We start from the raw sequence: 22619 nt of genomic DNA on the forward strand, positions 1-22619 counted from the left end.
CTCCAGAATTCCCGCGAACACGCGGAACATCTTCGCGGCGTATTCCTCGTAGCGTTCGTCGCCGGTCATGAGCCAGAGCCGCACGAGCACCCGCGCGGCCATCCCGTTCCCGGAGGGGACGGCCTGATCGAACACCTCCTTCGTGCGGGCGATGAGCGATTCGTGATCGCTTGCGACGAAGAAGAACCCTCCCTCGTCGGGGTCCCAGAATCGTTCGATCATCGAGTCGGTCAGGGCGCGCGCCTGGTCGAGCCAGGTACCGTCCCCGCTCACCTCGTGGAGATCCAAGAGGCCCCACGCCAAGAACGCATGGTCCTCCAAGTATCCGGGCAGCCGCGATTCTCCGGCGCGCCAGGAGCGCAGCAGCCGCCCGCCGCGGCGCATCGCCGTCCACACGAAGCTCGCGGCGCGCGCCGCCGTATCCACGAAGTCCCGGCGCCCGAAAACGCGACCCGCCCTGGCGAAGGCTCCGATCATGAGGCCGTTCCACGCCGCGACCACCTTGTCGTCCCGCCCCGGCGCCGGCCGCTGGAGCCGAGCCAGGAGCAACCGTGCCCGCGCGCGATCCATCTTCGCGCGCAGGGCCTCCACGGGAATCTCCTCCGCGCGCGCCAGCTCGGGCCACGAGCGCTTCCTATGGACGATATTTCCGGGCTCCTCGCCGGTAACGGGATCCACGAAATTCCCGGTTTCCTCGATCCCGTACACACGCGCGAACAAATCCCCGACTTCCCGACCGAGCACGTCGGTGATTTCCTTCAACGACCAGAGGTAGTACGCGCCCTCGCCTCCCTCTGAGTCCGCATCGAGCGCGGAATAAAACCCGCCTTCCTCGGCGGTCATCTCGCGCGTGACCCAGGCGAGCGTCTCCTCGGCGGCGCTGCGATACTCGGGATCTCCCCAGCGGGCGAACGCTTCGGCGTAGACCGACGCGAGCTGCGCGTTGTCGTAGAGCATCTTCTCGAAGTGAGGGACGAGCCAGGTCGCGTCGGTGGCGTAGCGGTGGAATCCTCCTCCGACGTGGTCGCGGATGCCGCCCATCGCCATGCCGTCGAGGGTTCCGCGCACGATGGCCTCGAGATCCTCGCGCGGCGAGGCGGCGGTCGCATGGAGGAGCAGCTCCAGCGCGCCGTGCGGCGGGAACTTCGGCGCGCCGCCGAAGCCGCCGTAATGGCGGTCGTAACTCGCGGCCAGCTCGTCGACCGCGCGCCCGGATACGGCGGGATCGAGCGGACCCGACGCGACGAACTGGCGTCCGCCCTCCATCTGGCGGAGCGCGCTGGCCAGGCGGTCCGCCGCGCTCTCGACCTCCTCGCGGCGTGTCGCGAAGGTCTCGGCCAGGGCGGCGAGGACCGACGCGAATCCGGGATGCCCGCCGCGGTCGTCGGGCGGGAAGTAGGTCCCGCCCCAGAACGGCTTTTGGTCCGGGGTGAGGAATACGGACATCGGCCACCCGCCCGACCCCGTCAGGAGCTGCACGGCCCGCATGTAGATCTCATCCACGTCGGGCCTCTCTTCGCGATCCACCTTGATCGAGACGAATTTCTCGTTCAGAAGCTTCGCGATCGTCTCGCTCTCGAAAGACTCGCGCTCCATCACGTGACACCAGTGGCAGGAGCTGTAGCCGATCGAGAGAAAGACGGGTTTGTTCTCGCGCCGCGCCTTCTCGAAGGCTTCGGATCCCCAGGGGTACCAATCCACGGGGTTCCACTGGTGCTGGAGAAGGTAGGGGCTCTGCTCTTTCGCGAGACGGTTTGGAGAGCGATCGCGGACGTGCGCCGGGGCGGTCATCGCCGCTTCCTGCGGCGGACGATCACGAGGTTCGCCAGGTCGGCGCCGACGACGTGGCGGCGGTTTCCGACGACCACCGTCAGGGGACCGCGGAAAGGCGCCCGCTCCGCCACCTCGATCCGCGCGCCCGGAAGGAGCCCCAGCGATACGAGATAGCGGAGCTTCTCGGGATTGCGGTCGCTCACGCGGGCCACGATGGCGTGGGTTCCCTTTTCGAGCTGCCCGAGCGCTATTCCCTCCACGGGTGCCAATGCGCCGGTCTTCGTGGGAATCGGATCCCCGTGGGGATCGTGGGTTGGGTCGCCGAGATTCCGCGTAAGAAGCTCCTCCATGTCGTCGCTCAGCACGTGCTCGAGCCGCTCCGCCTCGCCATCCACGCGCTCGAGCGGAACCCCCAGCCGCATATAGAGATAGAGCTCCCAAAGTCTGTGGTGGCGGACGATCTCCAGGGCGATCTTCCGGCCGCGGGGGGTGAGAGTCACCCCTCCGTAGCGCTCGTAGTTCAGAAGGCGCATGGTCTTGAGCTTCCGGACCATGCTCGTCACCGAGGGCGCGGACACGTTGAGCTCCGTGGCGATGTCCCCCACGGAGACCCGCTCACCCCCTTCATGGCTCAGGCGCCAGATCGCCTTGAGGTAATCCTCTACGGCCTGGGTGACGGAGGGCATAGGAGTTGACAATTAGAGTACCCTAAAGCAGAATTAGGTATGGCTAACATTTTCCGTCTTGGAGGATCGCTCGTGAAACGTGTCTTCTTCCCCGTATTCCTGATACTCGCTCTGGCGGGCGTGGCGCTCGCGTTCGTGGGACGGCGCCCTCCGTCCGGGCCCGCCCGAACGGTCGTGCTCAGCATGAACGATTATACGTTCAACGGGACGAATCCGACGCTCGCATTCGATCCGGGCGAGCGCATCCGTTTTGTCATCCGAAACGACGAGAACTCACCGATACGCCACAACTTCCGCGTCGTCGGACTGAACGTGCCGTGCGAGAGGGAACTCCAACCCGGCGAAACCCGCGAGGTCACGGTCACGCTGCCTCGCTCCGGTGAGTTCGCGTACACATGCTGCACCCATCCGGGGATGGGCGGGAAGATGGTGATCGAGGGCCGCTAGCCCGCGATCGCCGGTTCCCGCCTCCATCCCTCCTCATCGGTCTCCTGCTCCTCGGGCTCGCGGCCGCCCTCATGCTTTCGCTGCTTCCCGGCTTCTCCAAGGCCCAGCGCTCCGCGCACGCGGCGCGAAGGACCGACCCGATGGCCGAGGCGGCGAAGGAGCACGCGATCCGCACGCTCACGGAATTCGACACCGGCAAGGTGACCCGGCTCCCGGGGGGCCGGGTCCTCCGGGAGTATTGGATCGAGGCCCTCAACAAGGAAATCGAGGTCGCGCCCGGCGTGCGGTATGCCGCCTGGACGTTCAACGGCGCCGTGCCCGGACCGACGCTCCGGTGCACCGAGGGGGACTCCATCCTCGTGCATTTCACCAACAAGGCAGCGATGCCCCACTCGATGCACTTCCACGGGATCCACGCCGCGGGCATGGACGGGGTCTTCGAGCAGGTGCCGCCGGGATCGAGCTTCGACTACGCGTTTACGGCGAGGCCCTTTGGGCTCCATCTCTACCACTGCCACACGATGCCGGTGAAGATGCACATCGCGCGCGGTCTCTACGGGGTGTTTCTGGTCGACCCGAAAACGCCGCGGCCCAAGGCGCGCGAGATGGTCATGGTGATGAACGGGTTCGACACGGACCTGAACGGGGAGGACAACGAGTTCTATACCGTGAACGGTTTCGCCAACGTGTTCTTCCGGGACTACCCCATTCCGATCAAGCAGGGGGAGCTGCAGCGAGTCTATCTCGTGAACATGACCGAGTTCGATCTTTTGAACTCGATGCATACCCACGCGACCTTTTTCCATGTCTATCCGACAGGGACATCGATGACGCCCACGATCTACACGGACACGATCTCGATGGGCCAGGGAGAGCGCGCGATTCTCGAGTTCCGCTACGATTATCCTGGACGGTTCCTCTTCCACGCGCATCAGAATGAGTTCGCGGAGCTGGGCTGGCTGGGTCAGTTCGAGGTGAAGCCGTGACGGTTCAGGACGAGCGCGGGCCCGCGCCCGCCACACGGGCCGGCGCCACGCGGGCCGGCGCCGCGGCCCGTTCGAGCGCGCTCCGGGTCGTCGTATCCGGGTTTGCCCCGCTCCTGCTCGTGGCGCTCATGGCCTGGTGGTTTCTCCGCTTCGGCGTCGACTACGTGAGGCTCGGGCCCGCCCCCGTCGAGAAGCTCGCGATCGAACGGGTGATCTTCCGGCCCCAGGAGATCACGCTCCTCGTGCGCAACGAAGGGCCCGGCCCGCTCACGGTGGCGCAGCTTCTCGTGAACCAGGCCATGTGGGATTTCTCGATCACGCCCGGACGCGAGCTGGCCAGGCTTCAGAGCGCGCGAATCTCGGTCCCGTTCGATTGGATCGAAGGCGACCCCTACGTCTTCGATGTGATCACCGGCACGGGAATCCGCCACGTGCGCAAGGTCGAGGTCGCGACCGCGACTCCGAGCGTGAGCCCGCGGGCGCTCAGCATTTTCGGGCTGCTCGGCGTCTATGTCGGAGTGATTCCGGTCTTCCTGGGCTTGCTCTGGCTTCCCTTCCTCCGCTCGATGCCCCGAAGCTGGATGGATTTCTGGATTTCCCTTACCGCCGGGCTCCTCGCCTTTCTCGCGATCGACACCTTCCGCGAATCGTTCGAGGTCATGGGCCGTGTTCCCGAGTTTCTGAACGGTTTGATGCTCGTGGCGCTGGGGGCGATCGGAGCGTTTCTCGCGCTCACGGGCATCGACACGATCCTGAGGCGCGGCAGCGAAAGCCGGCCTGCACCCGCGCGCGGCATGGCCCTCGCGATGATGATCGCGATCGGGATCGGCCTTCACAATTTGGGCGAGGGGTTGGCGATCGGCGCGGCCTACACCCTGGGCGAAGTGGCGCTCGGCTCGTTTCTCATCCTCGGGTTCACGCTCCACAACACGACGGAGGGGCTGGCGATCCTGTCGCCGATCGTCCAGGAAGAGGTCTCGTGGCGCGATCTGGCGCTGCTCGGCTTCGTGGGCGGCGGGCCCACGATCGTGGGGGCCTGGACGGGCGCGTTCACCTACTCGGATCCTCTGTCTCTGGTCTTTCTCGGGATCGGCGGCGGCGCCATTCTCCAGGTGATCCGCGTCCTCGTCCGCGCGAGAGCGGAATCCGGCGAATCCGCGGTCGAGGCCCTCGCGAAGCCGAGGAACATCGCCGGCCTCCTGGTCGGCTTCCTTCTCATGTACCTCACGGGACTGCTCGTGGCGGGTTAGAATCCCCGAATGAAGCCGGCGGCCATCATCGCGCGCGAGCTCACCAAGCGGTACGGAGAGCTCGAAGCGGTTCGGGGCGTTTCTTTCGAGGTCGGGAGCGGCGAGGTCGTCGGCTTCCTCGGTCCGAACGGCGCCGGCAAGACCACGACGGTGCGCATGCTCTCCTGCTTTCTTCCCCCCACCGCCGGAACGGCGAGCATCCACGGCCTCGACGTCCGCGAACGACCCCGCGACGTGAAGCGGCTCATCGGGGTGTGCCCGCAGGAGGACAACCTCGACCCCGATTTCAACGTCCTGAAAAACCTCCTCGTGTACGGGCGCTACTTCGGGCTCCCCAGCCGGACCGTGCGCGGCCGCGCGCTCGAGCTCCTCGAGTTCGTCGCCCTTTCGGACAAAAGCCGCGCCCCCATCCAGGCTCTCTCGGGCGGGATGAAGCGGCGGCTGATCCTGGCGCGCGCGCTTCTGAACGAACCGCGCGTCCTGATTCTCGACGAGCCCACCACGGGCCTCGATCCGCAGGCTCGCCACGCGATCTGGACGCGGGTCCGCGGCCTCCGAGCCCACGGCACGACGGTCCTTCTCACGACCCACTACATGGAAGAAGCCACGCAGCTTTGCGACCGGGTCGTGGTCATGGACGACGGGCAGATCCTCCTCGAAGGGGCGCCCCTCGCGCTGGTGGAACGCGAGGTGGGACGCACGGTGGTGGAGGCGTGGAATTACGGCGAGGAATTCATGGAATTCATGCGCGCGCTGAAGGGCCGGCTCGAGGAAGTCGGGGACCGGTTGTACTTCTATCCCCAGGAAGGGGACCACATCGAACGGTTGCTCGAGGAGCGCTTTCCGCAGCAGGAACGCCTCATCCGGCGCGCGACGCTGGAGGATGTCTTCCTGAAACTGACGGGCCGGGCGCTCCGGGACTGAGGCCGTGCGCTCCATCCTACATAATGCATCGCTCCGGTCGTTCCGCGTGTGGCAGCGGGACCTGGACGTGTATCTCACCAACTGGAGGACGGAGTTCCTCCCGCCTCTATCGGAGCCGGTCCTCTACGTGTTCGCGTTCGGCTTCGGGCTGGGCTCCCTGATCCACAACGTCCACTACCAGGGTCGGGAGCTTTCGTATCTGCGCTTCATGGCGCCGGGGATCGTCGCGGTCGCGATCATGTTCTGGAGCTACTTCGAGACGACCTACTCCTCGTTCGTGCGGATGTACTACCAGAGGACCTTCGACGCGATCCTCGCGACGCCGCTCCTCGTGGAGGACGTCATCCTGGGCGAGCTGCTCTGGGGAGCGACGAAGGCGGTGATCGCGAGCACCATCATGCTCTGCATGCTCGCGCTTCTGGGGCTCGTGACGTGGCCCTCCGCCCTCTGGGTGATTCCTCTCTCCGGGATCGCGGGGGTTCTTTTCTCGGCGCTGGGGCTCGTCGTCACGTCGGTCACGAGGAACATCTCATCGTTCAACCTGCCGATGTTCCTCATGATCATGCCGATGTTCATGTTCAGCGGCACGTTCTTCCCGGTGAGCATTCTTCCCAAGTGGGCGCTCGCGATCGCGTGGTGCCTGCCTCTCACCCACGTCTCTCACCTCGTCCGCGCCGCGGTGCTGGGCTGGCCTCGGGGACCGCTCCTGGCCGCGAGCGTCCTGTATGTCGTGCTCCTCGCGGCGGTCCTGTCGGCGCTCGCGCTCAAGCTGATGAAGCGGCGGTTGATCCAGTAGGAGCGCGCTACCGCGTTACCGCGGGAGCGTCCGGAGCCTCGCCTCGGCGACGCGCGCCGCCTCGGGATCGGAGCGGCCGAGCGCGATCGCGCGGCGATAATGGTGCACGATGCCTTCGTAGAGCATGTAGTCCCCGGGTGTGTATCGCAGCCGCATCGCCTCGGCGAGGTAGAGGCGTATCCGCGCCGAATCCGCGCCCGCCCGGCCTGAAACATAGAGGGCTCGAAGATCGGGCTCGGCACGCTCCAGCGCTTCGGGCGACACGGTTTCGTCCCACACGGGCGGGAGCCCGAACCGCCGCAGCACCGCCTCGTATTCGCCGCCGGTCGGGGATGACTCCTCGGCGCGGAACCGTGATGCGGCCGCTCGACCCTCCTCGGCCGATTCCGGCGCGGCAAGAGCGGCGGCTCTCCCGGGCTGTTCGGGCTCCGGCTCCATCGGCTGCTCGTCCGAGGGAACAAGGATGACCTTCGACGCCTGATCGGCCGCCTCGTTGCGGGCTTTTTGCTCGCGCTTCGCGAGCCGATCCTTCGCGCGCGCCTCCTTCGCCGCATCGCGCATGGCGAGGTTCTCGACGCCTCCGACCGCCCCCGATTCCCCCGGCGCGCTCCCCACCGGGGCCTCGTTTACCCTCGTCGGAAGGAGAGGCGCACGCGGGTAGCCCCCCTGTTTCACGAGAATCACGACGACCGCCAGGACCGCGGCCGCGGCGCCGGCCGTGGAGAGAACCGCGGGCCAGGGCAGGCGCGGAGCATCCCGGACGCGCCGATCCTCGCCGGCCTGGTCCTCATCGAAGACGCCGCGGCGGCCACGACCCGAGCCGGCGTCGCGGCCCACACGAACGCCTCCGGCAGGCACACCCTTCTCCGTCCCCACCGTGCCCGTCTCCACCTCGCCACCCGCCGCCGCGATCCGTGCGCGGACGCTCTCGTGCAGGTGCTCCAGATATTCGGCCGGGGATCGATCCGGGGACCGGCGAAGCTCGGCTTCGAGCGAGGAGACCTGATCGATCAGCATCCGGCACGCACTGCAACCGATCACGTGGGCCTCGATGACCCCCCGCTTCTCCGGTGGCAACTCGCCGTCCCGGTAGGCGAAGAGGTCTTCGGAGCGAGGGTGTGTCGTATCGTCTCTCATCGGCGGAACCTCGACGCTCGGATCCTCTCCACTTCCTCGAGCAAGGCCTCGCGCGCGCGGGCCAATCGGGACATGACGGTGCCTATCGGGATATCCAACGCGCTTGCGATCTCGGCGTACGGCAGATCCCCCTCCACGCGAAGGGCGAGAATCGAACGATGCTCTTCGGAGAGCCGCTCCAGAGCTTGCTCCACGTCGAGCAGGTTCTGCCGCCCGGCCGGGTCCAGTGTAGCGTCGGGCAGCCGTTCCGCGAGCGTCATTCCCTCGTTCCCCGGCTCATCGAGCGGAACCGTTGCCCGGCGGGCGCCCTGGCGGATCTGGCTCAACGCCGTCCTCGCGACGATCGTGAGGAACCACGGCCCGAACGCGCAGCCCGCGTCGAAGCGTGGGAGCGCGCGGTAGGCTTTGACATAGCTGTCCTGGACCACGTCGTCGGCGTCCTCGTGGTTGCGCGTGATCCTGCGTGCCAGTCGATAGGCGGGGCGCCGCGTGCGGCGCACGAGCTCGTCGAATGCGTCGATCTCGCCGGCCAGCACGAGCTGGACGATCTCGGCGTCCGGAACCGCCGTGCGGTCGGGCTTTATCGAACCCATGGGACGCGGACTGTACTACGCGCGTTGCGCAGCGTGTATTCCAAACAAAACGGGTGTGCCGATTGAACTTTGCGGCCCAAGCACATAGGATGATTCGATTCGGCCGGGCAAACCGCGTGTCCAGTCCTCCAGAGGAGCCGCCATGAATTTGAGCGCCGCATTCGATTTCATCCAGAAGAACGAGAAGCGCTACATCGACGAGCTGATCCAATTCCTCCGCATTCCGAGCATCAGCGCCCACAAGGAGCACGATAAGGACGTGCAGGCGGCGCTCGAGTTCGACAAGAAGAAGCTCGAGTCCCTGGGATTCAGGACCGAGGTGTGGCCCACGCGCTCGCACGCCGGGCTTTTCGCCGAGCGGATCGTGGACCCCGCGGCCCCGACGGTGCTGATCTACGGACACGTCGACGTGCAGCCGGTGGACCCCATCGAGCTGTGGGAAAGCCCTCCCTTCGAGCCGCGGATCAAGGATGGAGCCATCTGGGCCCGAGGAGCCGATGACAACAAGGGGCAGCATTACGCCCAGATCGCCGGGGTCGAATCGGTCATCCAGGGGGGCGGCGGGCTCCCGGTGAACGTGAAGTTCATCATCGAGAGCGACGAGGAATTCGACGGCGAAGCGATGGCCGAGGTGGCCCCCCGGCACAAAGAGAAGCTCCGTTGCGACGTGTTCGTGGTCTCCGACTCGAGCTTTCCGGACATCGACCACCCCGCGATCACGGTCTCCCTGCGCGGGATTCAGACGGTGGAGATCACGATCCGGGGGCCGGCAGGCGACAAGCACTCGGGGGAGTGGGGCGGTATGCTCTACGAGCCGATCGACGTGCTGCGCTGGGTGCTTCAGCACTTGAAGGATTTCAAGACCGGCCGGGTGCTCGTCCCTGGGTTTTACGACGATGTCCAGGAGGTGAGCGCCGAGGACCGGAGGGCGATCGGTGCCGTGCCGTGGAACGACGCCTCACGGGCGAAATCGATCGGCGCAAAGCGGCTCTTCCACGAAGAAGGCTTCTCCGCGCTCGAATCGGCCACGATCCGTCCGACGCTGCAGGTTAACGGCGTGATCGGGGGCTACACCGGAGAGGGCTTCAAGACCGTCATCGGCTCCTGGGTGCGCGCGAAGATCAGCATGCGCCTTGTCCACAATCAGGATCCGGAGCGGATCTACCACCTTTTCGAGCGGTACGTGCGCGAGCTGGTCGGCGACATGGGAACGGTGGAGTTTCGGAAGTTCGGCGCGGGCCGTCCGGTTCGGGCCGAGGTATCCAACCCCTTCGTCCAGGCCGGGTTACGCGCCCTGGAGGCCGGCTTCGAGAAGCCCCCGATCGCCATGGGCCAGGGAGGTTCCATACCGATCGTCGCCCCCATGGTCGCGATCACGGGGGCCCCGTGCGTCCTCATGGGCTTCGGACTTCCGGAGGACAACCTCCACGCGCCCAACGAGCATTTCGCGATCCGCTGTTTCCTCGGGGGGGCGCGCTCGGCGGCGGCTTACTTGAACGAGGTTTCGAGCAGGGTTGGAGCAGGCGCCAGACGGTGATCGGGTGGGGTCGCGCGCGGGTTACGATCGAATCGACTTTTCGCGATGCCGCATCTGGTAGTATGTAGTATATAGGGAGGAGCGGCCAGGGATGGCCTGAGCCTTGTGCCCACGTCACGGAAGGCGGGGCGCGTACGGCGATTGAGTGTGAGTTCGCGGTTCTCACCGGCACCCGACTCATGCCCGACCGTGTCGGCGCGCCCCTCTTGCCAACTGGGCCGGGCCCCCGGCAGGCGCCCCGCTCGGCCCTTCGATCAGCGCGCCGTGGCGGTCAGATCCGCGAAGTCCACGAGCGTATCGTCTTCCGTCCACACCCCCACGTTCCCCTGGGAAAATCGATCGTCGCGGAGCCTCAGCACTTCCTTTCCGTCGTAGGATGCCCGCGTCACCGATTTTCGCCTCGAGATCGCGAGCGTGTGCCAGGTGCCCGGCTCGATGGGACCGATCTTGGCGAATTTGACATCGCGCCGCTTCCCGTAGAGAAGATAGTGGAACGCCAGCTCGCCGGTTTTCGCGCTGACCCGCACCAGGTATCCGCTCGTTCCTTTCGGGTCCATCTGGAAGAGGAGCCCGGCCGAGGGATCGATCTCGCCCGACCGGATCCGGAAGCGCACCGACGCGTCCAGATCCCCCAGCAAAGGCCGCGTGAACGTGAGGTAATGCCAGGTGATCCCGTCATCATCCTCGGACTGGCTGAGGATGCGACTCGCCGGAGACGCCGATCCTGTCGAGTCCTCGGACACCTGCCAGACCCCGCCGAACGCCATGGAGTGGGCGGGCTTTTGCCCGAGCGTGTCCGCTTCAAAGCTCCACGTATACGTCTTCCCCGCCGCGGGAAGCCTCACCGTGGCAGCCCCGCCCGAGGGGGCGGCCCCGAGCGCTCCCGCGACCGCCCAGCCGAGGAAAAGCACCGCACGCGTCCGCCCCGAAGCTCCACCGATTCTTCTCATCCACCCTCCCTGAGCTTGTGGAAAAGCCGCACCATGGCTTCGGTGTCCCGGCGGCAGTAGGCGCGGAGCGCCTGAACGAGCTCGCGCCGCCGTCCCTCGGAGGTGCCCGCATCGATCATCTGCACGAACGCGACCGCCGCCTGGCCCCCCTCCCGGATTTCGAGATCCTCGTAATCGAGGTCGTCGATCAGGGCGGGCAGCACTTCCTTGATGGAGAAAGAGCCCCTGAAGCCCGGGTGATAGTAGTGAGACCGGATCAGCTCGAGTAGATCCACCATCCGGGACTCCACGATCGCGAGCAGAGCCTCTCTCCACTCCTCGAGCTCTTCCGCCAGAGACCGCATGATCCGCTCCTCGAATCCGGAGTAGACCACGATGGGACCCTCGTCGCCGAGCGACTCGATGAGCGAAGCGGCCAGAGCCCGGCGCGGGTCGGTCGGCTCCGTGTGGAGGTATTCGCGGTGCTCGAGCGATCCGTCTTTCAGGAGCACGTGATCGGACCATTGGAAAGGCACTTGCTGAAACGGCCTCGTTCCGACGAAGAGAGGAAGGGCCGGATTGCATGTCTCGAAGTCGAGGAAATGGATCGGCGTCTCGAGCGCGCCGAGTGCGCGTTTCAGCTCGGGGTCGGAATGGACGCTCCCCGTGATCACGCAGGCCCGAATCCTCCGATGGAGGTCGCTCAAGCCATCGAAATCCTCGGGAATGTCGCGGATGTCCTCGATATCGGCATCGCGGAGGGCGCGAAGGAGCTTCGGGCTCATGCGGGGCAGATGCTCGAGCGGATACTCGGGCCCGTGGAGGTGGCAACGCGTGTAGAAGGGACACACATAGGGCCGCTTGCAGTGCGGCCCGACAAGAATGGCCGGCGGCTCCATCTCCCACAGCGGAGCGCGCATCGCTTCAAGCTGCGAGACCAGGATGGGCCTGACGTCGCGGGCCTGGGCCGTGATGTCTCGAAGCGCGAAGAGCTGGTCGAGGACGTATGGACCCCCTTGGTACACGTATTGATTGTTCACGTGGAGGATGCAGGCGCGGCGGACCGGAACCCCGGCTCCCTCGAGCACGTAGAGCTGGATTCCCACGTCGGGGAGGTATTCCTCCTTGTAACCGGCGCTGGACTTGACCTCGACCAGGTCCCAGGTCCCGTCGCCAGCGGGAGCGAGAATGTCCACGCGGATTCGCACGTCGTGGTGCTTGAATGCGGCTTCATAAATCGGCCTGGTGGCCGATTGCGCGAGCGCGGACGCGGTGCTTCGTGTCGCGTCGTCATGATGGGAGTCCCCGGGAATGCGCACACCGCCCGCGAAGAGCTCTTGCGCCGCCGCTCCTACGCGCGCGCCCGTCTCGAAGAGCGCCTTCGTGGTGGGATCGAGAGGGTCGCGCAGGTCGGGGTCGTAGCATTCGTAATAGAGTCGCTTGTGGCACTGGAGCCCCGCCACGAAGCGCGACTTGGAGAGAAGCGGGATCGATGTGCGAACGGACGGGGCAGAAGGAGTACCCCAGAGGGGAAGCTGTTCCATTGACCCGACGTTACCTCACACCCCCCAAGCTGAATATGTCACAAAGAGTTAGGGCCGAGCGCGGTCGGGCCCGGGCGAACTAGGCGAGATGCTGAGTGGACCCGATGCGTCGGCCCGGTGGGAGTATAGCGCGGCACGATCGGTTTGCGACTGTTGTAATATTGCCCAAGCGGCCGGGCACCGCCGCGTCGATATCCCTCGAGCGTTTCCGCGTCACCCTGATCCGGAGGATCGCAACGATGTGTCGTCTCCTCACCGCCGCCTTGGTAGCGCTCCTCCTCGCCCCGCAAGCATCGGCGTTGGCCAAGCTTCCCTCCCAGCCGAAAGCCCCGAAACGCCCGACGTTCAATCTCTACTGGGGGGAGAGGGTCGAGGATGACTATCAATATCTGGAACATGTGGCCGACCCGGCCGTCGCGAAATGGGCGAAAGCACAGAACAGCTACACGCGCGCGTGGTTGGATAACCATCCCGAGCGGAAAGCGATCCTGGAACGAGTTGTGGAGCTCACCCACTCCGAATCGCCGGATTACTACGGCGGGAGCTATCGAAACGGAACCTACTTCTTCATGAAAGATCAGCCTCCGAAGCAGCAACCCTTCTTGGTCGCGTTGACTTCCGTGATGGACACGAAGACGGAGAGGGCGGTCGTGGACCCCAACGCGATCGATTCCACGGGGGGAACCTCGATCGATTTCTACGCTCCTTCGCTCGACGGGAAGTACGTCGCCGTGTCGCTCTCGAAGAACGGCACCGAGGACGGGGTCCTCTTCATCTACGAGACCGCAACCGGCAGGCGTCTGGACGACACGATCCCCAAGGTGAACGGCGGCACGGCGGGCGGCAGCGCGGCCTGGAACGCGGACGCGAGCGGAATCTACTACACCCGCTATCCGCACGAAGGAGAACGCCGGACGGAAGATCTCCCCTTCTACCAACAGGTCTATTACCACAAGATCGGAACGCCGACCGCCGAGGATGCCTACGTCCTCGGAAAGGAATTCCCGAAGATCGCCGAGGTCGAATTGAGCACGAGCCCCGACGGGCAGTACCTGCTCGCGGACGTGAGTCATGGAGACGGCGGGGAGCACGCGTACTGGCTTCGCTCCGCGGGCGCTGGGTGGACCCAGGTCGCGCGTTTCGAAGATAAGATCGTGGACATGAAGTTCGGGATGGACGGCGCCCTGTACCTGCTCTCGCGAGCGGACGCGCCCCACAAAAAGATCCTCCGCCTTCCGCTCGCGTACCCCGATCTGAACCACGCGGGCGTGATCATCCCGGATACCGAGAATACGATCGAGGACTACACCCCCACGGCGACGAGGATTTACGTGACGGAGATGGTCGGAGGCCCGACCCAGATGCGGGTCTACGACTTGAAGGGACGCGCGCTCAGCCTCGCCGCGATGTCCGAGGTCTCGCTGATCGGGACCGCCGTTCGCACGTCCGGGGACGAGGTGCTCGTGCGCAGCCAGAGCTACACGCGCCCTCCCGCCTATTACCGCTACGGCTTGGGCAGCGCCGAGCTTCAGGAAACCGCGCTCGCACAGACCTCCCCCGCCGACTTCAGTGACTGCGAGGTGCGTCGCGAGTTCGCGACGGCATCCGACGGCACGAAGCTGCCCGTCAACATCATCATGCGGAAGAGCACGAAGCTCGACGGGGAGGCGCCGACCCTTCTCTACGGCTACGGCAGCTATGGGCTGAGCGAGCAGCCCTATTTCCAGCCGGACCTCAAGGTCTGGCTCGAGCAGGGCGGCATCTACGTGGACGCGAGCGTCCGCGGAGGCGGCGAGTTCGGCGACGACTGGCACAAGGCCGCACGGCTCGGAACGAAGAAGGTCTCGATGGATGATTTCGCCGTCTGCGCGCGCTACCTCGTCGAGAGAGGCTATACGAGGACGGGGCGGCTCGCGATCGAAGGGGGAAGCGCAGGCGGCCTCTTGGTCTACGGCACGCTGGTCCACTACCCCGATTTCATGCACGCCGCGGTCGCCCACGTCGGCTACGGCGACGCGCTGCGAACCGAGCTATCGCCGAACGGCGAATTCAACACCACCGAGTTCGGAACCGTGAAGGACTCGATCCAATTCCGCGGGATGTACGGCTACTCGCCCTACCATCACGTGAAGGACCCGAAGACCTACCCCTCCGTGCTCGCGCTCACGGGGGTCAACGATCCGCGGGTGCCCGCCTGGGAAACCTTCAAGATGGTCGCGAGGCTCCAGGCGACCAAGTCCCCGAACCCGGTGCTCATGAGGGTGAGCTATGGCTCCGGGCACGGCGGCGGTACCGCGCTCTCGGAACGCGACCAGCAGAAGGCGGATGTGCTGATGTTTCTCTTCGACCGTCTCGGCGTGAAGTACCGTCCCGTCCAGCGCGAGGGAAAATCCGGAAAGACGGTCCCGAGCCTGTGACCGAGGCGCCCGATCCGATCGCGCTGTTTCGGGAATGGGCGGCGCTCGCCAGACGTCCGGATATTCTGGAACCCGACGCGGCCGCGCTCGCGACGGTCGGTCCCGACGGAAAACCGTCCGTCCGCATGGTGTTGGTCCGCGCCGTGGATGACCGGGGATTCGTCTTCTACACCAACCTCGGGAGCCGAAAGGGGTCGGAGCTTCTGAGCGGCGGCGGCGAGGGCGCTCCGGCCGCGCTCTGCTTCTGGTGGCCCCCTCTCGCGAAACAGGTGCGCGTCGAAGGCACGGCCAGGACCGTATCCGACGCCGAGGCGGACGAGTACTGGGCGGGCCGCGCCCGCGACTCGCAGGTCGGCGCCTGGGCGTCCCGCCAGAGCGCCGAGCTTCCCGGGGGACGCGGGGAGCTCACGGCCCGGTTCGCGGAGCTTGACAGGAGTCTGCCGGAGAAGGTGCCGCGGCCGCGCTTCTGGAGCGGCTTCCGGATTGAGCCGCGGCGAATCGAGTTCTGGGAAGGCCGTCCCATGAGGCTCCACCACCGCGTGCTCTACACGCGCGAGGGACGTGGATGGGCCGCGAAAATCCTGAGCCCCTGACGCGGCACGCGCCGCCTGTCGAGTCGAGGCTCGGCTGGCTCGGGATCGCGTTCGCGGCGCTCTACTTGGGCTCGGTCACCATCAAGACCCCCGTCCTGCGCCCGGGTCTGACCCTGGGCGACTTCATCGACGTGGCGACACCTTTCATTCTCGTATTTCTCTACACGCTGGTCGGGCGCGCGCTCTTCGTCGGGTCGCGGGGCGCACGCCCGGACTCCTCCGGGGCCCCGGATTTGGGTCCGCGGATGCTTCTCATCCTCGGTGGGTTCGCGCTCGTGCTGGGGCATGGAATGCACGTCGCGGCGAACTCCATCCATGATGCGATCACGCGGGCGCGGCTTCCCGATCCGCTCGGCCTCGCCGATTGGTGGGACGAACGGGTATCGCACTACCTCATCGATTCCTCCAAGGTCGCTATCTGCGTCGGCCTCACCCTTCTCGAGCGGCGGGTGCACGCGCCCTCCGAGCCCGCGTCAAAGGCGAAAACCCGAGGCGGGCGGATCACGATCGGCGCCGCCGCCTATGGATTCATCTACTTCGCGGCGGGGGTCGAGGGGCAGACGGTTCCGCTCCTCCTTCCCTTCGCCGTAGCCTATCTGGCCTGGGCGCTCACGCCGGCGCGACCCATCCGCCCGGTGCGGCGCTTCTTCGGCGTCGGGGCGGCCGTATCGATTCTGCTTTTTGCCGTCTGGGGAATCTGGCACAGGGGGTTCCCCGAGTTCAGCGCGGTCGGAATGATTCCGCGGAACGGACCCTAACGATCGGAGTGGCGAGATGAGCCCGCATCTCTATCTTGGCTTCAAGCTTCTCCATGTGCTCGCGGTGGCGCTCTTTCTCGGAAACATCACCACCGGGATTTTCTGGAAGGCGCACGCGGACCGCTCCCGCAACCCGATCATCATCGGGCACATGCTCGAGGGGATCATCCAGGCGGACCGGCTGTTCACGATGCCTCCGATCATCTTCATCCTGATCGGCGGCTTCGGGGCCGCGATCGGCGGAAACTACCCGATCCTCGGAACGGGATGGATCTTCTGGTCCATCGTTCTCTTCTCGATCTCCGGCTTCGCGTTCGGGAGTCAGGTGGCCCCGCTGCAGAGGAAGATGCTGGCGCTCGTGAGGAGAAGCGGCGATGCCCTGGATTGGGCGGCCTATCGATCGCTTTCCCGGCGGTGGGAGCTTTGGGGCGCGGTGGCGCTCGTCACACCCGCGATCGCCGCCGGGCTCATGATCATGAAGCCCGCGCTGCCTGGCCTCAGGGACCTGCTCTAGGGGAGCCTCGGAAAAGACGGGACCCGGCCCCTCCCGGGACCGGGTCCTTGCGAGGCGGGCTCGCTCGCCGCTCAGTTCAAGACCACCTTCTTCTCGGTCGATTCGCCTCCCGCCGTAAATCGCGCGAAGTAGATTCCCTTGGCCACCTGCGACCCGTCCGTCGCGCGGCCGTCCCAGTGGGCGGTGAAGGAGCCCGGGGCCGCGTCCTGGTCGACGAGAGTTCGAACGAGTCGCCCCTGCGCGTCGTAGAGCCGGAGCGAGACGTGGCCCGCCTTGGGGACCGTGAACTCGAGCCTGCTCGAGGACGAGGGATTTTCCCCCGCAAGCCGCAACGAGAGCTTCGGCGCGCCCACGGGCTCCCCGGTCGTGGCGCCCGCCCCCGTCCCCGGGGTGGCGGACGCGGGATGGATCGGCTCCTCGCGATGGTGCTCGTGGGTGAACGGCGAGTGCGGAGGAGCGACGTAGGGGAAGTACGGCAGGAAGGGGAGGTCGTTTTCGTCCACGCCGTCCCCCAGCGCGTTCGCGGGCGCGGTGTTGAAGCCGGGCGTCAAGACATATCCCCCCGCGGCGGCGCGCTCCTCGACGTCCACGACATCATCCGAGAGCCTGCGCCCATTCGGGAATCCCGCGGCATCCCCCGCGATCACCCCGAGCCGGTTGGGGTTCGTGGTGTTGGGCGCGATCGCCATGTTGAGCCGGAGCATCTCGCAGGGCACCTGCCTCGCGTTCGCCGGCTTGTTCACGCCGGGAATGCCGGTCAGGAACACCGTCACGAGATCGTTTCGAGGGGTGGTCGGAATCGGGAGCCCATAGAGAAGGTTGAAGAGCTTCGGAAGCTCGGGGTCGGTGACGTAGCTCAGAAACGCGGCGTCCCCCGTCGGCTTCGTGTGATTGAACTTGTCCTTGGCGGCGAGCGGGATCACGACCTCGTTCACGAGCGGCATGCCGAGGCGCGAGACCTGGATATCGGGCCCGATGTTCAGGACGGTTCCGTCCTCTTTCAGCACGCGCACCTTCGAACGCTCCGCGGAGTCATAGATCCCGATCACGGAGTTGCGTTCGTTCGGGGCCGACCCGTCCTTCGTGAGCCTCGCCATAGGGGCCTGGATCGCGATCGTCATCACGTTGAATCCGCCGACGCCGTCGACACCGCCCCCCGTGTTTCCAGGGACGCGCCGAATCGTGAGTAGGTCAAAAACCGCGCCCAAGTCCACGAAGAACGGATCGTCCCTGGGACCGACGAAGATCTTCGTGCCGTCGGGAAGCGTCTTGACGGCGGCTTGAGCCAGGTCGTTGTAGCTCGGCATGGAGGCGGGGCCGACGTTATTCGGTGCGACCACACCGTCCCTCACGAGGACCGTCGGCGAGCCGTCGTCGAACCGGGTCAGCGTGTAGGTCTGGCGAACGTTGAGATCCGGATCATCGAGCGACGTCACCACGCCGGTGTTGTAGAGGAAGGTCGCCGGATTCCTCCGGGTCGTCTTGAACTTGAATTGGTAGCGGATGTGATCGAGGCAGTCTCCGGCATTGTCGATGTTGATGTAGTACTCGACGTCATCGTCGAAGGTGTAGAAATTGGGCCCCCCGTTCGGCTCGAGGAGCGGAATCCAATCCCCGACGATCGTGACCTTGTCCGCGGCGTCGGGCGCCACGAATGCGTAAAGATCGGTGTCGTCGGCCAGACGATCTTTGGCGGTCCCCGGCGCCTCGCTGTGGCTCGACGCGCGCGCCTTGGCCGGCATGGCCAGCGCGAGCGCCAGTGCCACGAGCGTGAACGCCGCCCCCTTGATGAATCGAAGATGCCTCATTCGAAACCCCCTTGTGGCGCCTGAAGCGCGGCTATAAGTGAACGCGGCCCGGAAGGCCCGGACCGACACCTCCACTACGGCGCCCCCCGGTCGCCGGATGAGCGGTGAGGAAGAAAATCGGCGGTGGCAGGTCAGGCCGCCCCGCGAAAAAAACATCGCCCGCTCATCCGCGACGGGCCCGGCTCCGTATACGAGGCGTTCCGGCAGGCGGCGAACGGCGCACGAGGGCTTCCATGACACGAACGCTTCGGGGATGGGCGATTCAAGGAGTGGCGCTGGCCGCGGCCCTATGCGCCGCGGGCCGCCCGGGAGTCGCCGGTGCGCACGAGTTTTGGCTCTCTCCCTCGAGCTACCGCCAGACGAAGGGAGACACCCTCGAGATCGCGGCCTTCGTGGGAACAGGTTTCCGCGGGGAGAGATGCCCGTACGCCGCGACCCGTACCCGCTCCTTCGAGCTTCTCGGCGCGAAGCGGCTCGACCTGGCGCCCGCCACGGTGAACGGCGAGCTCGTCTACGCGCGATTCATCGGGGCGGACGCCGGTGGCTCGCTCGCAGCCTACGAATCCGGATTCACACCGCTCACCCTTCCTGCCCCGGATTTCGATCGCTACCTCGCGCTCGAGGGGCTGGCCCTGGCTCGCGCCGCGCGGGCGAAGTTGGGTGCGGGGGCGGGAGAGGGGCGAGAGCGGTACGCCCGGTGCGCCAAGACGTGGATCGCCGGGACCGACCGGGCGCGCGCGCTCCGCGCGGCCGGGCTCACGCTCGAGATCCTGCCGCTCAGCGCTCCCGTGGAGGGAGCACCGCTTCGCGTTCGCGTGCTCTTTCGAAAGAAGCCGCTCGCGGGCGCGCTCGTGCGCACCTGGAGCGCCCCTCTCGGGCATGGCTTTGCGCCGCGCTCCGAAGCCCACCGGGATTCGGTGGGGCCCGTGGCCGAGGCGCGGAGCGACCCAGGGGGCGTCGCGACCATCCCCGTTTCAGGCGCGGGTGAATGGCTCGTCGGCGTCGTCCACATGGTGCCCTGTCGGGAACGCGAGGTCGCGGACTGGGAAAGCTACTGGGCCTCGCTCACGTTCGTCCCGGAGCCGCGGCGGTGAGGGGCGCTCTTGCCCGCGTGGGCGCGCGGCCCGCGGAGCCGGCGAGGGCGCTCGCCGTGCTGCTCCTCATCGCCGCCCCGCTCCATCCTTCCCACGTCCTCGCCCACAATCAGCCCTATAGCTTCATCGATCTCCGTCTGGACGAGCGCGGGCTCCAAGGGAGCGCCGCGGCGCACGTCGTCGATCTCGCGCACGAAATGGGCGCCGAGGCTCCCGATTCCCTGCTTCGCCCGGAGATTCTCGACCGGTACGGAGCGAGGATCGAAACGCTGCTCTCAGGCGGCTTCACGATTCGCGTGGATGGCGTCGGGCTGAGGCCGCGTTGGACGGGAATCGAAGCGATACCCGACCGCCGGAACATCGTCGCGCGGTTCGAGGCTCCCTGGGAGCGTATCCCCGGGAAGCTCCGCCTCACCTGCAGGCTCTTTCTCTATGACCCGCAGCACATCACCTATCTCAACGTCTACGAAGGGGGGCGCCTCCGCCATCAGGACCTTCTCGATCGAACCCGATCGGAGGTGGACTACTTCTCGGGCGGCGGGCAGGGACGGCTGGCTCTGATCGGCACGTTCGTGGGCGAGGGCATACGCCACATCTTCATCGGCCCGGATCACATGCTCTTCATCGTCGGTCTCCTGCTCCTGGGCGGGAAGGTGCGGCGGCTCCTCAAGATCGTCACCGCCTTCACGGTCGCCCACAGCATCACGCTCGCGCTCGCGGCCCTCGGCATCCTCAACCCCTCTCCGAGAGTCATCGAGCCCGCGATCGCGCTGACCATCGCCTGCATCGGCGTGGAGAACCTCCTCGCGTCCCGCAACGGCCGCGACCTTCGGGCCCTGATCGCCTTCGGCTTCGGATTGATCCACGGCTTCGGGTTCGCCGGCGTTCTCGGCGAGCTGGGACTGCCCGCCGGGGCCCGCGCCTGGGCGCTCTTCTCCTTCAATGGCGGAGTCGAGGCGGCGCAAGCCGTAATCGTGCTCTCGGTCACACCCCTCCTCGCCCTGCTGAAAGCCTCGAGCGAGGCCTGGTCGCGCCGCGTCGTCGCGATGGGGTCCTGGTGTGTGATCCTGGCGGGAGCGATCTGGTTCTTCCAGCGAATGCTCTCGGCGAGCTAAAAAACTGGCCCCGGTCGCGCGAGCGTGGCGCCGGGGCCGCAGACAAGACCAGCCGCTTCTAATTTGCCCCTATTTCACCACGACTCGAGCAGGCCGGCGATCCTCGGCCGGGGCGGTGCGCACCTGGCGCCAAGACGTAGCCGCGTCGCTCTGGCGGAGACGGGTTGTCTCCAAAATCGAGTGAATCGCGAACGCGATCCCGCAACCGGTCACGATCCCCGCGTAGAGCTCGCCACGCGGCGCCGCGGGCGCGAAGAGCCACGCGAACACGATCGCGGCCAGGACAACCACGTTCGCCAGCGACGTCGCAAGCCAGTCACTCATGGACGGGCTGAAGCCGGGTACGGTCTCGAGGTGCGCGAGGCGCGTGAACCACTGCGGGCCGGTGTCGCGCCCTTCGAAGAATTCCTTCACATAGCCCGCGATCAACCGGGTTTGCTGCCGTCCGTGCATGGTCGTATAGAAGCCGTAGGCGACGGCAAAGACCACCGGCAGCATGGGGGCGGGCCTCCGGGCGGCGATGGCCCAGGACATGAGAACCGTGGCGGCGATACCGGAAGCGATCCAGCAGAAGTGGCTGGTGCGCTCCGCGTCGCGCCCGCGGCTCATCAGGGCGGCGTATTCCGTGCGCTCGTTTTCGCTCAGGGAAGCCATGGACTGACTCCTTTGGTTTGGTTAAGCGAGAGGGCACCGACCCCGTCCGGCGCTCGTCTTTCTATCGGCAGAGGGGGTCGCGCGGTTGAGCCTAGGAGAGGTGTGACGGAACCGCAACCGTGGTTTCAGTCCGTCACGCCCCGGGCAGGAAAATGGCGGCGATCATATGGTGCACCTTACTCACCGACAATTACTTATGCCTTGCGCTCTAACTGGGCACGCAGGTTGCTTTTTCTCCTACCCGGACGCGTTGGGGAAGCTCCCCACACGCTGGAAAGGAGTGGTTCTCATGGTCGGAAGCACACGATGTCGAATCCGGAAAGCCCTCGTGAGCTCCCTCGGCGTCACGATTCTGCTGGGGGCCCCCCTCCCCGCCCAAGCCGATCAGGGCAAGTGGTGGAACCCTAAGGAAGGGGGCCGGCGGGTCGAAACGCGGGAGCATGAGCGCGAGTGGAACGGTCGGGGGTCGTGGGGCGGCTGGAGCGGTCGGGGCTCTCGGGGCGGCTACCGTTCGTGGCGCGGGATTCCGGTTCGCCGGGACGTGATCGTGATCCGTGACCACCGCTATGGCCGTTCCTTCCGCGCCCGGCGGATCTTCGTCGAGCCGAGATTCCACGGCGGCTGCCTCTACGTCCGGCCGGTCCGCTATTTCATTGCCGCGGACGCGTGCATCGGTGGCTTCAACATCCGCGCCCGGATCGTGCGCCCGCATTACCTGTACGGCTGTAATTTCTGCGATGCCCGGTTCGATTCCTACGACGCCTACGCGGCGCACGTGGTGCACTGCGATCATGGGCCGGACGGATACGCGGTTCACGCGAGCAACTGGGACGACGGGTACGACATGGACTGGGACGGCCCCTACCATGCCGACGACGAGAATGACCAAGACTACGACGGGTAAGACTACGAACCTCTACGGAATGGCATTCACCGTGCCAAGGGGCAGAGGAGTATCGGGCGCCTGCCCCTTGCTTCGACTCGCGATCGGAATATCGTTATGAGTAGTCGGCGGAAGTATCGGGCCGACATCGCCCCCGAAGAGGGGCCGGGACTGCCGGGAA

At 66.2% G+C, this 22619-nt stretch carries 21 protein-coding genes; 13 read left to right on the forward strand and 8 right to left on the reverse strand.

All coding sequences use genetic code 11. The features are described 5' to 3' along the window. Nucleotides 1-1791 (reverse strand): thioredoxin domain-containing protein (locus E6K76_05460; GenBank protein ID TMQ59174.1); only part of this gene is annotated, 1791 nt, incomplete at its 3' end. Continuing rightward, the gene (locus tag E6K76_05465; GenBank protein ID TMQ59175.1) at nucleotides 1788-2459 is read right to left on the reverse strand and encodes a metal-dependent transcriptional regulator; all 672 of its coding nucleotides are present in this window, start codon (nucleotides 2457-2459) and stop codon (nucleotides 1788-1790) included. The genes E6K76_05465 and E6K76_05460, both read right to left, overlap by 4 nt. Before the next feature lie 39 nt (nucleotides 2460-2498). Here E6K76_05465 and E6K76_05470 point away from each other — a divergent pair, with 39 nt between their 5' ends. The 5 genes from E6K76_05470 to E6K76_05490 are packed head-to-tail and all read left to right on the forward strand — an operon-like array spanning nucleotide 2499 to nucleotide 6862. Next, nucleotides 2499-2906 carry a hypothetical protein gene (locus tag E6K76_05470; GenBank protein TMQ59176.1) on the forward strand — a complete coding sequence of 136 codons (408 nt, stop codon included), beginning with the start codon at nucleotides 2499-2501 and terminating at the stop codon, nucleotides 2904-2906. Continuing rightward, a complete protein-coding gene (locus E6K76_05475; protein ID TMQ59177.1) occupies nucleotides 2855-3892 on the forward strand; it encodes a copper oxidase in 1038 nt (345 codons plus the stop codon). Before E6K76_05470 ends, E6K76_05475 begins: the two co-directional genes overlap by 52 nt. Next, the gene (locus E6K76_05480) at nucleotides 3889-5142 is read left to right on the forward strand and encodes a ZIP family metal transporter (GenBank protein TMQ59178.1); all 1254 of its coding nucleotides are present in this window, start codon (nucleotides 3889-3891) and stop codon (nucleotides 5140-5142) included. Before E6K76_05475 ends, E6K76_05480 begins: the two co-directional genes overlap by 4 nt. Nucleotides 5143-5151: 9 nt before the next feature. Next, the gene (locus tag E6K76_05485) at nucleotides 5152-6066 is read left to right on the forward strand and encodes an ATP-binding cassette domain-containing protein (GenBank protein ID TMQ59179.1); all 915 of its coding nucleotides are present in this window, start codon (nucleotides 5152-5154) and stop codon (nucleotides 6064-6066) included. Between the two features lie 13 nt (nucleotides 6067-6079). Further along, entirely contained in the window at nucleotides 6080-6862 is a 783-nt protein-coding gene (locus E6K76_05490) for an ABC transporter permease (GenBank protein TMQ59219.1), read from the forward strand. Nucleotides 6863-6877: 15 nt separating this feature from the next. Here the strand turns inward: E6K76_05490 and E6K76_05495 are convergent, their stop codons facing one another. After that, nucleotides 6878-7999 carry a hypothetical protein gene (locus E6K76_05495; protein ID TMQ59180.1) on the reverse strand — a complete coding sequence of 374 codons (1122 nt, stop codon included), beginning with the start codon at nucleotides 7997-7999 and terminating at the stop codon, nucleotides 6878-6880. After that, nucleotides 7996-8592, reverse strand: coding sequence for an RNA polymerase sigma factor (locus E6K76_05500; protein TMQ59181.1), 597 nt, complete (start codon nucleotides 8590-8592; stop codon nucleotides 7996-7998). The genes E6K76_05495 and E6K76_05500 overlap by 4 nt, the downstream gene beginning before the upstream one ends. A 142-nt stretch (nucleotides 8593-8734) precedes the next feature. Between E6K76_05500 and E6K76_05505 the strand changes: the two genes are divergently transcribed. Next, nucleotides 8735-10129 carry a dipeptidase gene (locus E6K76_05505; GenBank protein TMQ59182.1) on the forward strand — a complete coding sequence of 465 codons (1395 nt, stop codon included), beginning with the start codon at nucleotides 8735-8737 and terminating at the stop codon, nucleotides 10127-10129. Between the two features lie 254 nt (nucleotides 10130-10383). Here the strand turns inward: E6K76_05505 and E6K76_05510 are convergent, their stop codons facing one another. Together E6K76_05510 and E6K76_05515 are read right to left on the reverse strand one after the other, a co-directional pair. Beyond that, nucleotides 10384-11079: a hypothetical protein gene (locus E6K76_05510; protein TMQ59183.1), complete on the reverse strand. Its 696-nt coding sequence runs from the start codon at nucleotides 11077-11079 to the stop codon at nucleotides 10384-10386. After that, nucleotides 11076-12602 carry a DUF2779 domain-containing protein gene (locus E6K76_05515; protein TMQ59184.1) on the reverse strand — a complete coding sequence of 509 codons (1527 nt, stop codon included), beginning with the start codon at nucleotides 12600-12602 and terminating at the stop codon, nucleotides 11076-11078. Before E6K76_05515 ends, E6K76_05510 begins: the two co-directional genes overlap by 4 nt. Nucleotides 12603-12841: 239 nt before the next feature. Between E6K76_05515 and E6K76_05520 the strand changes: the two genes are divergently transcribed. Genes E6K76_05520 through E6K76_05535 form a run of 4 tightly spaced genes read left to right on the forward strand, consistent with a single transcriptional unit; the run spans nucleotide 12842 to nucleotide 16884 of the window. Further along, nucleotides 12842-15019 carry a S9 family peptidase gene (locus E6K76_05520; protein TMQ59185.1) on the forward strand — a complete coding sequence of 726 codons (2178 nt, stop codon included), beginning with the start codon at nucleotides 12842-12844 and terminating at the stop codon, nucleotides 15017-15019. Beyond that, nucleotides 15016-15612, forward strand: a complete 597-nt coding sequence (gene pdxH, locus E6K76_05525) for a pyridoxamine 5'-phosphate oxidase (GenBank protein TMQ59186.1) — start codon at nucleotides 15016-15018, stop codon at nucleotides 15610-15612. Before E6K76_05520 ends, pdxH begins: the two co-directional genes overlap by 4 nt. Then, nucleotides 15585-16370 carry a hypothetical protein gene (locus E6K76_05530; GenBank protein TMQ59187.1) on the forward strand — a complete coding sequence of 262 codons (786 nt, stop codon included), beginning with the start codon at nucleotides 15585-15587 and terminating at the stop codon, nucleotides 16368-16370. The genes pdxH and E6K76_05530 overlap by 28 nt, the downstream gene beginning before the upstream one ends. 16 nt (nucleotides 16371-16386) lie before the next feature. Further along, nucleotides 16387-16884, forward strand: coding sequence for a DUF2269 family protein (locus E6K76_05535; GenBank protein ID TMQ59188.1), 498 nt, complete (start codon nucleotides 16387-16389; stop codon nucleotides 16882-16884). A 71-nt stretch (nucleotides 16885-16955) separates the two neighbouring features. Here the strand turns inward: E6K76_05535 and E6K76_05540 are convergent, their stop codons facing one another. Further along, complete coding sequence (locus E6K76_05540; GenBank protein TMQ59189.1) at nucleotides 16956-18692, reverse strand: DUF4331 domain-containing protein; 1737 nt, start codon at nucleotides 18690-18692, stop codon at nucleotides 16956-16958. 233 nt (nucleotides 18693-18925) lie between these two features. Between E6K76_05540 and E6K76_05545 the strand changes: the two genes are divergently transcribed. Further along, complete coding sequence (locus E6K76_05545; protein TMQ59190.1) at nucleotides 18926-19786, forward strand: DUF4198 domain-containing protein; 861 nt, start codon at nucleotides 18926-18928, stop codon at nucleotides 19784-19786. After that, complete coding sequence (locus E6K76_05550; GenBank protein TMQ59191.1) at nucleotides 19783-20901, forward strand: HupE/UreJ family protein; 1119 nt, start codon at nucleotides 19783-19785, stop codon at nucleotides 20899-20901. Before E6K76_05545 ends, E6K76_05550 begins: the two co-directional genes overlap by 4 nt. Nucleotides 20902-20970: 69 nt before the next feature. On the opposite strand, the gene E6K76_05555 is transcribed toward E6K76_05550, so the two are convergent. After that, the gene (locus E6K76_05555; protein ID TMQ59192.1) at nucleotides 20971-21555 is read right to left on the reverse strand and encodes a hypothetical protein; all 585 of its coding nucleotides are present in this window, start codon (nucleotides 21553-21555) and stop codon (nucleotides 20971-20973) included. A 328-nt stretch (nucleotides 21556-21883) separates the two neighbouring features. Between E6K76_05555 and E6K76_05560 the strand changes: the two genes are divergently transcribed. Beyond that, nucleotides 21884-22459 carry a hypothetical protein gene (locus E6K76_05560; GenBank protein ID TMQ59193.1) on the forward strand — a complete coding sequence of 192 codons (576 nt, stop codon included), beginning with the start codon at nucleotides 21884-21886 and terminating at the stop codon, nucleotides 22457-22459. Nucleotides 22460-22619: the final 160 nt, after the last annotated feature.

Source organism: Candidatus Eisenbacteria bacterium (assembly GCA_005893275.1).
Lineage (GTDB): Bacteria > Eisenbacteria > RBG-16-71-46 > SZUA-252 > SZUA-252 > WS-7.

Excerpts from the sequence above, each read along its gene's own strand:
- E6K76_05515 (TMQ59184.1), bottom strand. The coding sequence starts at position 12,602 with ATGGAACAGCTTCCCCTCTGGGGTACTCCTTCTGCCCCGTCCGTTCGC.
- E6K76_05465 (TMQ59175.1), bottom strand. The coding sequence starts at position 2,459 with ATGCCCTCCGTCACCCAGGCCGTAGAGGATTACCTCAAGGCGATCTGG.
- E6K76_05510 (TMQ59183.1), bottom strand. The coding sequence starts at position 11,079 with ATGAGAAGAATCGGTGGAGCTTCGGGGCGGACGCGTGCGGTGCTTTTC.
- E6K76_05530 (TMQ59187.1), top strand. The coding sequence starts at position 15,585 with ATGGGCCGCGAAAATCCTGAGCCCCTGACGCGGCACGCGCCGCCTGTC.
- E6K76_05485 (TMQ59179.1), top strand. The coding sequence starts at position 5,152 with ATGAAGCCGGCGGCCATCATCGCGCGCGAGCTCACCAAGCGGTACGGA.
- E6K76_05475 (TMQ59177.1), top strand. The coding sequence starts at position 2,855 with ATGCTGCACCCATCCGGGGATGGGCGGGAAGATGGTGATCGAGGGCCG.
- E6K76_05545 (TMQ59190.1), top strand. The coding sequence starts at position 18,926 with ATGACACGAACGCTTCGGGGATGGGCGATTCAAGGAGTGGCGCTGGCC.
- E6K76_05495 (TMQ59180.1), bottom strand. The coding sequence starts at position 7,999 with ATGAGAGACGATACGACACACCCTCGCTCCGAAGACCTCTTCGCCTAC.
- E6K76_05540 (TMQ59189.1), bottom strand. The coding sequence starts at position 18,692 with ATGAGGCATCTTCGATTCATCAAGGGGGCGGCGTTCACGCTCGTGGCA.
- E6K76_05535 (TMQ59188.1), top strand. The coding sequence starts at position 16,387 with ATGAGCCCGCATCTCTATCTTGGCTTCAAGCTTCTCCATGTGCTCGCG.
- E6K76_05505 (TMQ59182.1), top strand. The coding sequence starts at position 8,735 with ATGAATTTGAGCGCCGCATTCGATTTCATCCAGAAGAACGAGAAGCGC.
- E6K76_05500 (TMQ59181.1), bottom strand. The coding sequence starts at position 8,592 with ATGGGTTCGATAAAGCCCGACCGCACGGCGGTTCCGGACGCCGAGATC.
- E6K76_05555 (TMQ59192.1), bottom strand. The coding sequence starts at position 21,555 with ATGGCTTCCCTGAGCGAAAACGAGCGCACGGAATACGCCGCCCTGATG.
- E6K76_05470 (TMQ59176.1), top strand. The coding sequence starts at position 2,499 with ATGGCTAACATTTTCCGTCTTGGAGGATCGCTCGTGAAACGTGTCTTC.
- E6K76_05520 (TMQ59185.1), top strand. The coding sequence starts at position 12,842 with ATGTGTCGTCTCCTCACCGCCGCCTTGGTAGCGCTCCTCCTCGCCCCG.